Origin of the sequence: Paenibacillus solani (genome assembly GCF_001277345.1) — a bacterium.
Lineage (GTDB): Bacteria > Bacillota > Bacilli > Paenibacillales > Paenibacillaceae > Paenibacillus_AQ > Paenibacillus_AQ solani.
Map to the genome: position 1 here is coordinate 526,736 of NZ_LIUT01000008.1, position 15,855 is coordinate 542,590.

The 15,855-nt window shown below is 50.8% G+C and carries 14 protein-coding genes; 10 read left to right on the plus strand and 4 right to left on the minus strand.

What is annotated here, in order from left to right; translation table 11 throughout:
* Nucleotides 1–232: 232 nt before the first annotated feature.
* Entirely contained in the window at nt 233–922 is a 690-nt protein-coding gene (locus AM231_RS26445; RefSeq protein WP_054405317.1) for a CidB/LrgB family autolysis modulator, read from the minus strand.
* Nucleotides 919–1,290 (minus strand): CidA/LrgA family protein, encoded by a 372-nt coding sequence (locus AM231_RS26450; RefSeq protein WP_054405318.1) that lies wholly within the window; start codon nt 1,288–1,290, stop codon nt 919–921. The genes AM231_RS26445 and AM231_RS26450 overlap by 4 nt, the downstream gene beginning before the upstream one ends.
* Before the next feature lie 124 nt (nt 1,291–1,414).
* Here AM231_RS26450 and cidR point away from each other — a divergent pair, with 124 nt between their 5' ends.
* From cidR to AM231_RS26495, 10 genes are all read left to right on the plus strand, one after another.
* On the plus strand, nt 1,415–2,305 hold the full coding sequence (gene cidR, locus AM231_RS26455) for a cidABC operon transcriptional activator CidR (RefSeq protein ID WP_082341811.1): 891 nt from the start codon (nt 1,415–1,417) through the stop codon (nt 2,303–2,305).
* A 105-nt stretch (nt 2,306–2,410) separates the two neighbouring features.
* The gene (locus AM231_RS26460) at nt 2,411–4,033 is read left to right on the plus strand and encodes a catalase (protein ID WP_054405319.1); all 1,623 of its coding nucleotides are present in this window, start codon (nt 2,411–2,413) and stop codon (nt 4,031–4,033) included.
* Between the two features lie 194 nt (nt 4,034–4,227).
* On the plus strand, nt 4,228–5,268 hold the full coding sequence (locus AM231_RS26465; protein ID WP_053491059.1) for an oxidoreductase: 1,041 nt from the start codon (nt 4,228–4,230) through the stop codon (nt 5,266–5,268).
* A 144-nt stretch (nt 5,269–5,412) separates the two neighbouring features.
* On the plus strand, nt 5,413–6,207 hold the full coding sequence (gene pdaA, locus AM231_RS26470; RefSeq protein WP_054405320.1) for a delta-lactam-biosynthetic de-N-acetylase: 795 nt from the start codon (nt 5,413–5,415) through the stop codon (nt 6,205–6,207).
* A 149-nt stretch (nt 6,208–6,356) separates the two neighbouring features.
* Nucleotides 6,357–8,645, plus strand: coding sequence for an ATP-dependent DNA helicase (locus AM231_RS26475; protein ID WP_054405321.1), 2,289 nt, complete (start codon nt 6,357–6,359; stop codon nt 8,643–8,645).
* A 106-nt stretch (nt 8,646–8,751) separates the two neighbouring features.
* Nucleotides 8,752–8,895, plus strand: a complete 144-nt coding sequence (locus AM231_RS29750) for a hypothetical protein (protein ID WP_207383702.1) — start codon at nt 8,752–8,754, stop codon at nt 8,893–8,895.
* Between the two features lie 122 nt (nt 8,896–9,017).
* A complete protein-coding gene (locus tag AM231_RS26480; protein WP_054405322.1) occupies nt 9,018–9,551 on the plus strand; it encodes a MarR family winged helix-turn-helix transcriptional regulator in 534 nt (177 codons plus the stop codon).
* A 38-nt stretch (nt 9,552–9,589) separates the two neighbouring features.
* Nucleotides 9,590–11,317 (plus strand): ABC transporter ATP-binding protein, encoded by a 1,728-nt coding sequence (locus tag AM231_RS26485; protein WP_054405323.1) that lies wholly within the window; start codon nt 9,590–9,592, stop codon nt 11,315–11,317.
* Nucleotides 11,314–13,188 carry an ABC transporter ATP-binding protein gene (locus tag AM231_RS26490; RefSeq protein ID WP_054405324.1) on the plus strand — a complete coding sequence of 625 codons (1,875 nt, stop codon included), beginning with the start codon at nt 11,314–11,316 and terminating at the stop codon, nt 13,186–13,188. The genes AM231_RS26485 and AM231_RS26490 overlap by 4 nt, the downstream gene beginning before the upstream one ends.
* Nucleotides 13,189–13,415: 227 nt before the next feature.
* Nucleotides 13,416–13,868 carry a hypothetical protein gene (locus tag AM231_RS26495; protein ID WP_053491074.1) on the plus strand — a complete coding sequence of 151 codons (453 nt, stop codon included), beginning with the start codon at nt 13,416–13,418 and terminating at the stop codon, nt 13,866–13,868.
* Nucleotides 13,869–13,960: 92 nt separating this feature from the next.
* Here the strand turns inward: AM231_RS26495 and AM231_RS26500 are convergent, their stop codons facing one another.
* Together AM231_RS26500 and AM231_RS26505 are read right to left on the minus strand one after the other, a co-directional pair.
* Nucleotides 13,961–14,149 carry a hypothetical protein gene (locus tag AM231_RS26500; RefSeq protein WP_053491075.1) on the minus strand — a complete coding sequence of 63 codons (189 nt, stop codon included), beginning with the start codon at nt 14,147–14,149 and terminating at the stop codon, nt 13,961–13,963.
* Nucleotides 14,150–14,269: 120 nt separating this feature from the next.
* A complete protein-coding gene (locus AM231_RS26505; protein ID WP_053491076.1) occupies nt 14,270–15,823 on the minus strand; it encodes an FAD-dependent oxidoreductase in 1,554 nt (517 codons plus the stop codon).
* Nucleotides 15,824–15,855: the final 32 nt, after the last annotated feature.

A 15,855-nucleotide genomic window follows, 5' to 3' on the forward strand; every position in this document is an offset into this window, starting at 1 on the left:
TTCAGGGCTTAGCGGCTATTCGGTTTTTTGAGAATCGATAGCGTTATACGCTGCTGCTGCTGATTTACTTTCTCTATACCCTATTTTTACACAATCAATGAACAGAATTTATTATGACCTCTTCGGAGAAGGTTGTCAAAGAGTTAAAGTAAGTTGGAAAGATTCATCTAACAACGGGGATGAGACAGCGAAAAAACCGGCTGCGGCCGGTTTTGATAACATCGGGAAAATATTAGTAAAAAAGAGCCATGATGAGCGGTGCGGTTCCGAGGGTGAATAGAGCTGCCACGATCATCGAAATGCTGGAGATGGTACCGGATAGAGAGCTAAATTCAAATGCTTTTGAAGTGCCCGTTCCGTGAGCGCTGGTTCCAAACAGGACGCCTCTTGCGATATCGCCTCGTATCCGGAAAATACGCATGACAGCAGGTCCAATCATGGAGCCCAGAATGCCGGTCATAATGACAAAGACAGCAGTCATATTCGGCACGCCTCCAATCACTTCGGAGACATTCATGGCGATGGGTGTTGTAATGGAGCGCGGTACAAGACTGGTAGCCAGGGAGCTGTTCAGATGCATCCATTTTGCAAGATAAGCAGAGGATAACATGGCCAGCACCGACCCGGTCAGCACGCTGAGCATAATTTCGGCCGCATGCTTCTTAAGGGTCCGAAAGTTCTTGTACAACGGTACGGCAAAGGCAATCGTAGCAGGCCCAAGCAGCTTGCTGATCCACTGTGCGCCTCCGTTGTATGTTTCATAAGATACCCCTGTTTGTGTCAGTATAATCACAATGAGAACGGGAGTGATGAGAAGCGGCGATAAATAGACTTTCGGGAGACGGCGGTACAGCCGTTTGGCTCCCGCGTATATCCCGATGGTCAGCATCAGGCCGAGAATCACATTCAGCAGAATATTCATGGTGTTTTACGCTCCTTTCTGGAAGAAATGAAGCCGGCAGTTAGCCCGGAACTCACCATCACAATAATTGTACTAAACACAACGACGAAGAGAATCTGGAGCCCGTCCGCCTCTAGCATCGGGAAATATTTCATGATTCCTACCGCAGCAGGTATGAAGAATAATAGCAATTCGGCGAGCAGCCAGTTGGCGCCCAGCTCAATCCATTCCAGTCGAAGGATTTTCGTTTCGAGAAGTATAAATACAACGACAATGCCAAGTATGCTGCCGGGAATCCCCCAATCCAGCCATTTCGCCATTCTGTCCATCCCTAGAGATAGCAGCATGAAACCGGCCACTTGGAGCGTTCCTTTTATCATGTTGATCATGACCGGCCTCCTTCGTTTTTCATTCTTATGAAATTTTACAACGATTATTTTCATAGGTAAAATGCATATATCGAATAACATGCATTCCATTTGTCTATGGATGGCGAAGAACGGAGGATATCGGATGGATATACGGCATTTGGAGTATTTTCTGGAGGTAGCGAGGAACCAGAGTTTTACCAAAGCAGCCGAGAGATTGTATATTACACAGCCAACGATCAGCAAAACGATCCGCAATATGGAAGAGGAGTGGGGCGTTACCTTGTTCCACAGGCAGGGCAAGCGGATCGAGCTGACCGATGCAGGCAAGATTATGTATCAACAGGCTCAGCAGATGGTAGATTCCTTTCAGCGGGTGTCCGCAGAACTGGAAGATTTGATGAATCTGAAGCGGGGTCATCTTCGCATTGGGCTTCCCCCGATGGTAGGCTCCAGCTTTTTCCCGGAAGTGATCGGGCAGTTTCACCGGGATTATCCGAAGATTACCATTCAACTGTTTGAGGATGGTGCCAAGAAAGTGGAGGCAGATGTGGAAAGCGGGAAGACCGACATCGGGGTGGCTGTGCTGCCGGTCAACGAAGACGTATTCCATTACTATTCCTTCCTGAAAGAGAAGCTGAACCTGCTTGTGCATCCGTCCCACCGATTGGCTGATCGAGAGCATGTGCACCTGAATGAGCTTGCCGATGAAGCGTTTGTGCTGTTTCGGGAGGATTTTACGCTGCATGACCGAATCATCCGCGAGTGCATCAGTGCAGGCTTCGAGCCGAGGGTGGTCTATGAAAGCTCGCAGTGGGATCTCATTAGCGGCATGGTGGCTGCCAATCTGGGTATTGCATTGCTCCCGGAGACGATTTGCAAGGAAATCGATTCATCACGCGTGACGATACTGCCGCTGGATAATCCCGCGATCCCCTGGCAGCTCGGGATGATCTGGAGGAAGGACCGCTATTTGTCCTTTGCCGTTAGAGAATGGATCAGCTTCACGCGTTCGCTGCTTGGCGAAGATGAATAGGTTTGTTTCATAATAATGGGCATTTCATACATTTTCATTCCTTGGACATAATATCCATAGTAAGAGGATCGATTATAAGCCAATATCCAAGGAGGAATGACAATCGTGAGTGGCCAAGAACATGAGGGAAATAACGGAGTAAACCAAGAGCGGGAAGGCTATGCTCAGAACCGGGGCGAGAGCGAACGGGAGGATACGCTGACCAACCGTCAAGGGCATCCGATATCGGATAATCAGAATGTGAGAACGGTAGGCAGCCGGGGGCCAATGACCCTGGAGAACTATCATTATCTTGAGAAGATTACGCATTTTGACCGGGAACGCATCCCGGAGCGTGTGGTGCATGCACGGGGAGCGGGAGCGCACGGTTATTTCGAGACATACGGAAAAGTAGGAGATGAGCCTGTAGCGAAGTATACCCGGGCCAAGTTGTTTCAGGTTGAAGGAAAGCGCACTCCCGTGTTTGTAAGGTTCTCCACTGTCATCCATGGCTCCGGCTCGCCTGAAACGCTGCGGGACCCGCGCGGATTTGCCGTTAAGTTCTACACGGAGGAAGGGAACTGGGATCTGGTCGGAAATAATCTGAAAATATTCTTTATCCGCGATCCGCTTAAATTTCCGGATATGGTTCATGCGTTCAAGCCTGATCCGGTATCGAACGTTCCGGGTCCTGTCGGCATGTTCGACTTCGTCTCCCGTTCTCCGGAAGCGACGCATATGATCACGTTTGTTTTCTCCCCTTGGGGAATTCCGGCTAACTACCGCCAAATGCAGGGCTCCGGTGTCAATACATACAAATGGGTGAATGCAGAAGGCAACAGCGTGCTGATCAAATATCATTGGGAGCCGATTAAGCAAGGCATCAAGAACCTCACACAGGAAGAAGCAAGCAAGATCCAGGCCACAAATGACAGCCATGCAACACAGGATCTATATGAGGCCATCGAGCGGGGGGATTATCCGGAATGGGAGCTATGCGTTCAGATTATGAGCGATGAAGAGCATCCGGAGCTGGAATTCGATCCGCTGGATGCAACCAAGCTGTGGCCGACAGATCAATTCCCTTTCCTGAAGGTGGGCAAAATGGTGCTGAACCGTAACCCGGAGAACTACTATAACGAAGTGGAGCAAGCGGCCTTCGGTACGGGGGTACTGGTGGACGGACTCGATTTCTCGGATGACAAAATGCTCCAGGGCCGTACGTTCTCTTACTCGGATACCCAGCGGCATCGGGTAGGCACTAATTATCTGCAGCTGCCAATCAATGCGCCAAAGAAGCGCGTTGCTACAAACCAGCGCGGCGGCCAAATGTCTTACTACGTAGATAAGGCGCCAGGGCAAAGCCCGCATGTGGATTATGAGCCTTCCATGACAGACGGTCTAGTGGAAGCCTCGCAGACTGCGAAGCCGCATCAGCCCCATTATGATGCCAATCTTGTCCGGCAGAAGCTGGAGCGTACGCTGGATTTCAAGCAAGCAGGAGATACGTACCGGGCTTTTGAAGATTGGGAGCGTAATGACTTGATTAACAATCTGGTGGGTGCGCTGATTCAATGCGACATTCGCATTCAGGACAAAATGGTGGAGTACTTTACCAATGCGGACGAAGATTATGGACGCCGGGTAAGGGAAGGGTTGGAGCAAGCGAAGCGGAATTCGGATGCGACCGCCCGTGAACGAGCTGTCGCGGACGCTGAGCAGATGGGTCATGAGGCGGATCCATATTAAATCAGCCCACTAAAGAGTTCGCCATCTGCCGAGCAAGAATGATACGAAGCCGTCTGCACACCGGTATGTGCAGGCGGCTTCGCCTGTTTCTGTTGTAAAATATTTGCGGAATGTTAAGATGTTGCAAGGAATGCAAGGAATCCAAGCTATGCGTATAGAATCAAGCAGAAGAATGATGGGAGGAGGCTTATATTATGGCAATACAAGCGGGGATTATCGGCTACGGGCTGTCCGGGTCCGTATTCCATGCGCCGATTCTGAGGAGTGTGCCGGATTACAATGTGCACACGGTTGTTTCATCAGATCCTGATAAAGTTCGCAAGGATTTGCCAGATGTAGCGGTTGCAGGCAGCGTGGAAGAACTCCTGTCAGCGGAGATTGATGTAGTCATCATTACGAGCCCGAACGAAACGCATTATGAGTATACCCGGTTGGGGATTGAAGCAGGAAAGCATGTGGTCGTCGAGAAGCCGTTTGCGGTGACGTCTGCTGAGGCCGATCAGCTCATTGATCTGGCCAGGCAGAAGGGAGTCTTGCTCACGGTGTACCATAACCGCCGCTGGGACAATGACTTTCTAACCGTCCGCAATTTGCTGGAGACGGGCGCTCTCGGCAAGCTATCTATTTATCAGTCGCAGCTCAGCCGTTATTGTCCCGAGGTGAAATCTAAGGATTGGAGGGAGCAGGAGGTCCCCGGTTCGGGAATTCTATATGATCTGGGTTCTCATTTAATTGATCAGGCCTTGTTCCTGTTCGGTCTACCGAACACGCTATGGGCGGATTTGAACGTAGAACGCCAAGGGGCCAAGACTTATGATTATTTTCACCTGGTCCTCGGATACACAACGTTCCGCGTTATTCTGCATTCCGGATCGCTGGTAAGACAAGCCGGACCAAGATTCGAGCTTCACGGAGATAAGGGAAGCTTCTTGAAATACGGAACGGATCCCCAGGAAGGCCAGCTCAAGCAGGGTATGTATCCAGGAGATGCGGGCTGGGGTGAAGATCAGCCGGATCTGTATGGGGAGCTTGCTACCGAGCTGAGCGGACTGGCGGTCCAAGGTGAGATTGAGACGCTCCCGGGACGTTATCAGGCTTTCTATCAAAGACTGGCCGAATCGATACTTAAGGGCGGATCTTTGCCTGTCCAGCCGGAAGAAGCCCGCGACGTCATTCGTATGATCGAATATGCAGTGCAAAGTCATGAGGAAGGCCGAACCATCAAAATCACCTGATGAGGGAAGGCTTAAAACTCTTTTTGCAAATGGACAAGCACATAGTTTGATCCGATTGGTGGGATATTAGATGAATGCAACCCTTGGTGGAATTTTCATAAGGGGTGTTCAATCGATATTACATCTAAGAAGGAGAGAACGGCTATGAAGAAACGCCATATCTTTCGGCCAGCTGCTGCACTTCTGGTGAGCCTGTCGGTGATGCTGGCCTTCTCCGGAGCAGTATTGGCTGCTGGAAGTGGCCCGTTTCACTTTGGGTTTAAGAAAAGTGTCAATGGCCAGCTGCCCTCGATCAATGAAGAAGGCTTCAAGGAGCTTTTGCAAAAATACGGCGCCATCTTTATGGGCGATCCTGAACAGAAGGAATTGTACCTGACGTTCGATAATGGATATGAAAACGGGTTTACCGCCAATATCCTGGATACGCTCAAAGAGAAGAAGGTGCCAGCCACCTTTTTCGTGACCGGACATTACGTGAAGACGCAGGAAGAACTGCTCAAGCGGATGACGGCAGAAGGCCATATTATCGGCAACCACTCCTGGAATCATCCAGATGTGACCACCATCTCGTCAGAAAAGCTGACCGAGGAACTGGAACGGGTGAAGAAGGAGGTTATGCAGATAACCGGCCAGCCGGATATGAAATACTTGCGTACTCCGCGCGGCATATTCGATGAGCGGTCCTTAGCAACCAGCAAGCAGCTGGGCTATACGAATGTTTTCTGGTCTCTCGCCTACATGGACTGGGATGTGAAGTCCCAGCGCGGTGCGCAGTATGCGTATGACAAAGTAACTGCACAGCTTCATCCGGGGGCTGTTATCCTGCTGCATTCGATCTCCAAGGATAACACGGAGGCCTTGGGGCGGATCATCGACGAAGCCAGGAACCGGGGATATGAATTCAAAAGTCTGGATCAAATGCAGAAAAGAGTACCGTAAGTCATTGTCGTTAACCAGCGTGCAGACATCCATCCTGATCAGGAGGGGGCTGCATGCTTTTTTGTGATGGAATCATCAATTACGCTTCGCTTTCAGGAACGAATGTTTGGTATAATACCCTTCATAGAATATGAACGAAGGAGACCATCATGCCTCATACCATTCAAATATCTGTCAGGCCGCTGGTGGAATATGTCTTTCGCAGCGGCAGCATTACCTCGGGTTTTCGCACGGCGACATCCCTCACCGAGGGAACCCGGGCGCATCAACAAGTACAGCGCGACTATGGTGAGAACGATCAAAAAGAAGTTCAGCTTGAAGCACAGATCCCTTACGAGGATCTTCTGTTTGTGGTGGAAGGTCGCTGCGACGGCCTGATTCAAGAGGAAGGGCGTATGCTCATAGACGAGATCAAGTCGACCTCCGGCGATTTGGGTGAAATTACGGAGCACACCTACCCGGTTCATTGGGCGCAGGCCAAAATGTATGCCTATATGTACGCGAAGCAGCATGAGATTCCGAAGATGGGTGTGAGATTAACCTACTTCAAAGTCCCAAGCGGAGAGCGGAAGCAGTTCGTTGAGGAATGGAGCTTGGCTCAGTTGGAATCCTTCGTATTGGAGGTTCTGGCGGCATATGCGCCGTATGCCAACCTGCTGCGGGAGCATGGCGAGCGGAGGGATCAGAGCATCCGCGATCTGAAGTTTCCGTTTCCTGCCTACCGTGAGGGACAGCGAAAGCTGGCCGGAGCTGTATATAAAAGCATCGGGGAAGGACGAAAATTGTTTGCCAAAGCGCCGACGGGCATAGGGAAAACCATATCCACGATGTTTCCTTCAGTCAAGGCGATTGGAGAAGGTTTGCTGTCGCGGATTTTTTATCTGACGGCCAAGACCATCACCCGAACGACCGCGGAGGAAGCCCTGGCGCTTATGGAGCGTCAAGGACTCTGCATGCATGCGGTCACGCTGACGGCGAAGGACAAGATTTGTTTTAGTGAAGCCGAAGGCTGCGGACAGATGGGCTGTGTGTTCTCAGAGGGATACTATGACCGGATTAATGGCGCGATACTGGATCTGCTCTCGAATGAAACGCTGATCACGAGACCTGTTATTGAAGAGTACGCCCGGAAACACACGGTGTGTCCGTTTGAGTTCTCGCTGGATGCTGCGTACGCTGCCGATGCCGTTATATGCGATTACAACTATGTGTTTGACCCGCGTGTGTCCTTTAAGCGGATGCCGGAGGATGTGAAGAAACGCAGCGTACTGCTCGTCGACGAAGCACATAATCTGGTAGACCGGGCGCGTGGAATGTTCTCAGCCGAGCTGAATAAATCTGCATTCTTGGATTTGCAAAGGGCATACAAAGAGAGCAATCCGGGTCTATACAATACGGCGAAGCGGGTAAACAACCGCTTTAAGATACTGCGCAAGGCCAGTGAGGGAGAAGAACGGATTGTCGGCTCTCAGCAGCCGGAGATGATGGTGGAGCTGCTGGAGGACTTTTCGCTCCAGGCGGAGGCCGAACTGATGACAGGGAAAACCGGAGAAGAGGCTGATGCGCTCCTCGAGTGTTATTTTGCTGTTCAGGGTTATTTGCGCATTTCCAAGCTGTATGACGACCGCTTTGTCACGTATGCGGAGATGAGCGGGAGCGAGGTGTTTCTCAAGCTGTTTTGTCTGGACCCTTCATACTTGCTTCAGCAAGCCGGGAAAAACTATCGTTCCAGCGTGTTCTTCTCAGCTACGCTCATGCCGCTCGGATATTACCGCGACATGCTTGGAGCCGAGGAAGAGGACTACAGCCTCTCGATTCCTACGCCCTTCTCTTCCGAGCAATTGGATGTTCGAATTTTGCCGTTATCAACGCGCTTCAAGGATCGGGAGCGCAATAGCGAGGCCATCGTCCGGATGCTGAGTGCATTGATTCAGGAACAACCGGTGAATACCCTGATTTTCCTGCCGTCCTACCCTTACATGCAGGACATTCATGAGGCCTTCGCCCGAATGAACCCGGGAGCGCGCACCCTGCTCCAAGGGCATGGAATGAGCGAGGAGGAGCGAGAAGCATTCCTGAACGCGTTCCAGGCGGATGCGGCTGACCCGCTGATCGGCTTTGCTGTCATGGGTGGGATATTCTCCGAAGGCATCGATTTGAAGGGAGAGCGGCTTTCCAGCGTCGTAGTCATCGGCGTAGGGTTGCCGCAGCTGTCCTTTGAGAATGATATCATCAAGGATTATTTTGATCGTACCGGAAAGAGAGGTTACGATTATGCCTATGTCTACCCGGGCATGAACAAAGTACTGCAGGCCGGAGGGCGCCTGATCCGGTCAGAGCAGGACAGCGGAACGCTGACGCTCGTGGATGACCGCTTTCTGAATCGCCAGTATGGTATGCTGCTGCCGGAGGAGTGGAGGCACTACAGGCGTATCTAATTTTTTGTATAGATTCTGATTAGCCGCGGATATTAATCTGCGGTTTTTTTTGTGTTTGAACAATGATTAACAACTAATACAACAATGATAAGGGGATTAAACGATTTTGACCAAACCAAATAGGACGATTCTGCAAGCTTATGGATGGAATGCAGTTACCCGCCGTCAGAACAAAAACTCGGGCAATCTGCCTCGGAAGAACGACCGAGGCCGGAAAGGGGCATATCGGCAGCTGATGTACGATGAATAATGGATGTTAAAGGATGGCCGGAGTTGATTTGACGTCGGTCATCTTTCGGGTATATAGTTAGGGAACCAAATAAATAGGCAGACTATCTATTAATTCGAGCTGCTGCCGAAAAGAGGTGGACCATGGCAGAAGATCAGCATCCAGATTTACATAAAGAAATGAACGGGACCAAGGACAGACATTCGCGGGAAGGACCATGCATGAAGGGTGGCGGCCGGGAAGACAGCGTTGCCGGGAGGCTTTTGTACAGCATTCGCATGTTCCACAAGCAGGAGTGGGATCAGCACATGATTTCCGGTCATACACCCGGTGAGATTCGTGTGCTGATAGGTCTCAAACATCATATCGAGCCCGATGGTCCCGGCATGAAAGTATCCGAAATCAGCAGCATGATGAATGTTACATCGCCGACGATCACTCAATTCATTAATGCCCTGGAGAGTAAGGGATTGGTGGAGCGGGTAATGGATACGCAGGACCGCCGGGCTGTTCGGGTGCGGCTGACGGAGGAAGGAAACCACGTTGTCCAGCAAACCTATTTAAACGTCAAGAACCGCTTTAACGAGCTGGTGGATTTCCTTGGGGAAGAGGACAGCGTGAAACTGACAGAGCTGCTGACGAAGGTGTATCATTTTCACGAGCAAAAACGTAGTTAGAACAAAACAATTTCAGACAACGAGTAGGGGTGGAGGCTTTGCTAAAACTGTTTCACTATATGAAACCGTACCGGACAGCAGTCATATTTGTTCTGTTGTTTACATTTTTCCAGTGTCTGTCTGATCTTTACTTGCCGACCTTGATGGCGGACATCGTCGATTTAGGCATTGTCAAAGGAGATGTGCCTTACATATGGAAAGTTGGGGGGGTTATGCTCCTCGTTGCCATAGGAGGCATGGTCTGTTCCATTGCCGCAAGTTATCTGGCTTCCAAATCGGCTACCGGATTCGGAAAGATTCTCCGTGGACGCGTGTTTTCCCATGTCGAGAATTTCACGCTTCAGGAATTTGACAAGATCGGGACAGCATCGCTGATTACCCGTACGACAAACGATATCACGCAGGTGCAGCAGGTTACGATTATGATTCTTCGCATGATGGCGATTGCGCCGATGATGTGTATCGGAGGCATCGTGATGGCCATATCGAGGGATCCGGGGCTGACGACGGTACTGCTGGTTGTCCTGCCGGTGCTGGCACTAGCGATTTTCCTCATCGCGAAGAAAGGGATACCCCTCTTTAAGGCCATTCAGGTCAAAATCGATACGCTCAGCCGTGTGCTGCGGGAGAATCTGACGGGAATCCGGGTGATTCGCTCATTTAATCGGATGAATCATGAAACGGTTCGCTTTAATGATGCGAACGAGGATTTGACGGCCACCGCGATCAAAGTAAACAAGATCATGGGTGCGATGATGCCTGTCATGATGCTGGTTATGAACTTTGCCACGCTGGCGATCGTATGGTTTGGGGCTCATCGCATTGACTCGGAGCATATGAAGGTCGGTGACCTCATGGCCTTTCTCCAATACGCGATGATGATTATGTTCTCGCTGATCATGCTATCAGTCATGTTTGTTATGATTCCGCGTGCACAGGCATCAGCGGTCCGGATCAATGAGGTATTGGACATGATACCTGAGATCCACGATCCTAAACAACCGCATGATACCAGCCTCAAGAAGGGCTCGATCGAGTTTCAGGACGTCTCCTTCTATTATCCGGGTGCGGAGGAACCGGCGATATCCAATATTTCCTTCCAGGCCGGACCCGGTGAGACTACTGCAATTATTGGCGGAACCGGTTCAGGAAAATCTACGCTGATCAGCTTGATTCCTCGTTTCTATGACGTGACTTCGGGACAGATTCTTGTCAATGGGACCGACATCCGGAACATGACGCAGGAGCAGCTGCGGAGCCGTATCGGATTTGTGCCGCAGAAGGCGCTGCTCTTTACCGGAACGATCGCGGAGAATATCCGCTACGGTAAAGAGGATGCGACCGACGAGGAGATCGAGCATGCAGCGCAGGTTGCGCAGGCTGCCGATTTCATCTCCTCCATGGAAGGCGGGTACGACGCCGAGATTTCCCAAGGCGGCAGCAATGTATCCGGAGGACAGAAGCAGCGGCTTTCGATCGCAAGGGCGCTTGTGCGTAGACCTGAGATTTATGTGTTTGACGACAGCTTCTCGGCACTGGACTTCAAGACGGACGCCAAGCTGCGTGAAGCCCTCCGGGAGGAAACCACCGAATCTACGGTACTGATCGTAGCGCAGCGCGTCAGCACCGTTATGGATGCTGACCGAATTATCGTGCTGGATGAGGGGCGTATTGCCGGAATGGGTACACATGAGGAATTAATGGCTTCCAGTGATGTGTACCGCGAAATCGTTACCTCGCAGCTGTCAGAGGAGGAGATCGCATGAGTGAGAAGAAACGGGGAGGACACCCCGGCGGCAAGGGCGGTCCCTTTGGCGGCGGCCCGCATGGACCAGGGATGGCAGGGGAGAAGGCGAAAGATTTTAAAGGAACCTTCCGCCGATTAACACGCTATCTTAAGCCGCACACAGGCAAGCTGCTGATCGTTCTGGCTGCGGCCATACTCAGTACGATCTTCAGTATCGTAAGTCCGAAGATATTAGGCGAGGCAACGACAATTCTCTTCAAAGGCTTTATAGCCAAGATGCAGGGCGTACCGGGTGCCGGGATCGATTTTCAGGCTATACAGACCATCATGCTGTGGCTTGCAGGCTTATATCTACTCAGCTCGCTGTTTGCCTACATCCAGCAGTATGTCATGGCTGGAGTAGCCCAACGCACCGTGTATGATCTTCGCAAAGAGGTGTATAACAAGCTTGGCCGCCTGCCGCTTAAATATTTTGATGCCCGTACACATGGTGAAACGCTGAGCCGGGTAACCAATGATATGGACAATATAAGCAGCACGCTTCAACAAAGCTTGGCGCAGATGATCACTTCCTTGGTCACGCTGGTTGGGGTCATTATTATGATGCTCACGATCAGCCCGCTACTGACACTGGTGGTTATTCTGACTCTGCCGCTCAGTGTGGTGGTTACTGTTATGGTCGCCAAGCGATCGCAGAAGCATTTTGTGGCTCAGCAGAAGCATTTGGGCGAGCTGAACGGTCATGTTGAAGAAATGTACACAGGACATAAAGTGGTGAAGGCTTTTGGCCGGGAACGCCAGTCCATGGAGCAATTCGATGAGGTTAATGACAAGCTCTACGATGCCGGATGGAGAGCCCAGTTTATATCGGGTACGATAATGCCGCTTATGAGCTTCGTCGGGAATATCGGGTATGTAATCGTCAGTGTTGTCGGAGGTGTATTGGTTACCCGCAGAGCGATTGAGATCGGGGATATCCAAGCATTCATCCAATATTCACGCCAATTTACACAGCCGATTACCCAGCTGGCGAATATCGCCAATGTCATTCAATCTACAGTTGCATCGGCCGAGCGCGTATTTGAAGTGCTGGACGAGGAAGAGGAAGTGCCAGAACCTCAAGCACCTGTTGCATTTAAAAAGCCGGGCGGCGATGTGTCTTTCGAGCATGTGAGTTTCGGCTACAAGGCGAATCAGCTTCTCATTGAGGACATGAACGTCGACGTGAAACAAGGGCAGACGGTGGCAATCGTTGGTCCGACCGGTGCAGGGAAGACCACGCTTATTAATCTGCTGATGCGGTTCTATGAGCTGAATGAGGGCAAGATTACGATAGACGGTACGGATATTACGGCTCTTCGTCGAGGTGATCTTCGCAGCCTGTTCGGGATGGTGCTGCAGGATACATGGCTCTTTAACGGGACGATCCGCGACAATATCGGTTACGGACGCGAAGGTGCTACTGAGGAAGAGATCATCCGAGCGGCAGAAGCGGCTCATGCGGATCACTTCATCCGGACACTGCCGGACGGCTATGATACCGTGTTGAATGAGGAAGCCTCCAATATATCGCAAGGGCAGAAGCAGCTTCTTACGATAGCGCGCGCCATTCTGGCCGACCCGTCGATTCTGATTCTCGATGAAGCTACGAGCAGCGTGGATACACGGACGGAGCTTTACATCCAGAAGGCGATGAATGAGCTGATGAAGGACCGGACCAGCTTTGTCATTGCGCATCGGCTGTCGACGATTCGGGATGCGGACCTTATCCTGGTCATGAATAAGGGCAGTATTATTGAGCAGGGCACACACCAAGAGCTGCTGGCCGAAGGCGGCTTCTATGCAGACCTGTACAACAGTCAATTCAGCGACCAGCATGAAGCGGGATAATGAGGCAAGCTCTCGCTTGTGAAGAAGACCTATTCGCTTGCAGAATAGGTCTTCTTTTTATGGGCAAAATCGATATGAAGCAGGGCGATTTAAGTTCCGTGAGACCGCATGGCGTATAGGTTTATGTAGAAACGAAGTAAGCGGACAAGCATATTTTTTGTTGCTTTTTCATATGGTTCTTTTATAATAATAATGTTTATTTCTTTCAAAGGGAGCCATGATCATTATTGAATAAGTCCGAACTGAACCGAATTATGCAAGAGCTTCTACGTCGGTCGGGCAGCAGTGTCACCGTGGAGACGGAGGCATATTTTCCGGGGGGCCGGTTAATCGGCGGGAAATATGTGATGGATTCGCATAGTGTGACGATGTATACCGAAGTCATACGCCAGCAGTGTATGCAGCTGTTTGGTACACTTGAGCCGTTTCATGCTTATTTTGCGGTGGTATTTGCACATGAGCTGGGCCATTCGATGGACCTGATGCTCTCATCATTGTGTGATCGGATGAATAATGCGCTAGATGAATGGGAGCAGAATCGAATTGCGCTCCAAATTGAAGAGAATGCTTGGAATAACGCTCTGCCATGGCTCCAGGATATCGATCCGGAGTTCGTACGGACCATCATGGATTGTTCGCTGGAAGCGTACCACGAAGTGCTTACGCCAGAAATTGCATAAGCAGCTTGATTCCAGGGCTGGAATTGGCCATAACATGACACAGGCACCCCTCGGGGTGCCTTTTTTTGAATGGTTAAGCATATACTTTTTCCTTAATAACGGATGTTATATAGAATCAAACCAAAGATAGCAGCCACCACAATAAACGCGCCTGCAGCGGCCAAAGTCATTAACCAATCACTAAGCAAGCTTTGCCGCTGGATGCCTTGCAGCTTCTCCTTTGCTTTTTTCTCCGAGACGTCTTCTTTAATTCGATCCAAATACTCAGGGCCTAGTACCATGGTTGTCCCTCCTGCAAACGTGATAAGTTCATTATACTGGAAAATAAATATAAAAAAGTGAAGCTCGCCTGGAGCTTCACTTTTTTGGGTTGGGCGCTCGTGAAGAAGCGCAATGTCTGATCAGCTCTCCGGATCCAGCTGCTTCAATGGTTCAATGGCCGGTCCTTCTATCACCTCGCCAGTGTAGCGATAGCGTGATCCGTGGCAAGGGCAGTCCCATGAGCGTTCACCTTCATTCCATTCAACCTCACAGCCGAGATGAGTACAGGTCGTATCCACGAGATGGAGATTTCCTTTATCATCCTTGTAAGCCCCGGCACGCTGGCCGTTATGCCGAACGACGGCTCCCTCCCCAGCCTTCAGTTCCGATATATCGGCGTGGGACATTTCCACCTTGCCAGCAACGAAGTCCTTGGCAACCATGGCGTTTTGTACGATAAATGTTTTGACGCTTGGGTCCGCCTTGAAGCGGGACGGGCTAAAGACGTCGGCATACCGATTATCCTTCTCCAAAATTTGATCACAGATGATGTTCGCTGCCAATGTCCCTGTGGTCATGCCCCATTTCCGGAAGCCTGTCGCCACGAAGATTCGATCTTGATGCGATGTGATAGGGCCGATATAAGGCACTTTATCCAGTGTGATCAGGTCCTGTGTGGACCAGCGAAAAGGAATCGCGGAGGCGCCCAGCAGATTTCCTGCGAATACCTCCAGATTCTCGTAATGCTGATGGGTACAGATGCTGCGGCCCGTCGGATGATTCTCTCCACCGACGATAACCAGCTCCTCTCCGTTATACGAGGCGGAGCGGAGGGAGCGGGATGGCTCGTCCACGCTTAAGAACATTCCGCCGGGATAGGCGGTCTCGGGTTTGACGGCTATGGCATAGGAGCGTTCCACATGCAGCCGCGTAAAGAATAATCCCTTCCCGTCAATAAACGGGAAATGAGATGCGGAAACCGCATGGTTACAAGTAACCCGGTGTCCGCCGCGTTTTGTCAGCAGCGTGATCGGTCCATCGGTTTCGGCTTTTTCATCCATGGTCGTGCTCTCATAGATCCGGCCTCCGAGCTTCTGAAATTGTTCAAGCAAATGTTTAAGATACTGTATCGGATGGAACTGATATTGCCCCGGCATCTTAATAGCTCCCAGGGTCGGTATCGGGAGCGGAAGGCTATCCAGCCATTCCCCGGGAATGCCCAGCTTCTCATAAGCTTTGATCTCGTCTTCCAGCTTGGAGAGATACTTATTATCCTGTTGGGCGTAAATATGGGCATCCTCCAGCTTTAGCCCGAACTTATCCTCTTCTCCGCCGATAATATCGCGGATGAATTCAATGGCTTCCCGATTTGCTTCGTAATATAGTCTTGCTTTCTCCTCTCCGAAATGACTCATCAGTTCATGGTAGATCAGCCCGTGTTGTGCTGTTACCTTGGCTGTCGTATGACCTGTGGTTCCATTCAGGATTTGTCCGGCCTCAATCAGCACGACGTCCTTGCCTGCCTTGGCAAGCAGATAAGCAGTCGTTATTCCGGTTATGCCGGCTCCGACTATGGCCACATCCGTCTCGATATCCTCAGCCAGACGAGGAAAAGAGGGAAGGTTGGTAGTCGAGAGCCACAGAGATTCCGGATATTGCGGCAGCTCTTGATGCGATGAATTGGATGGGTTCATTCACAATTCCTCCTCAGATTCTATGGATATTG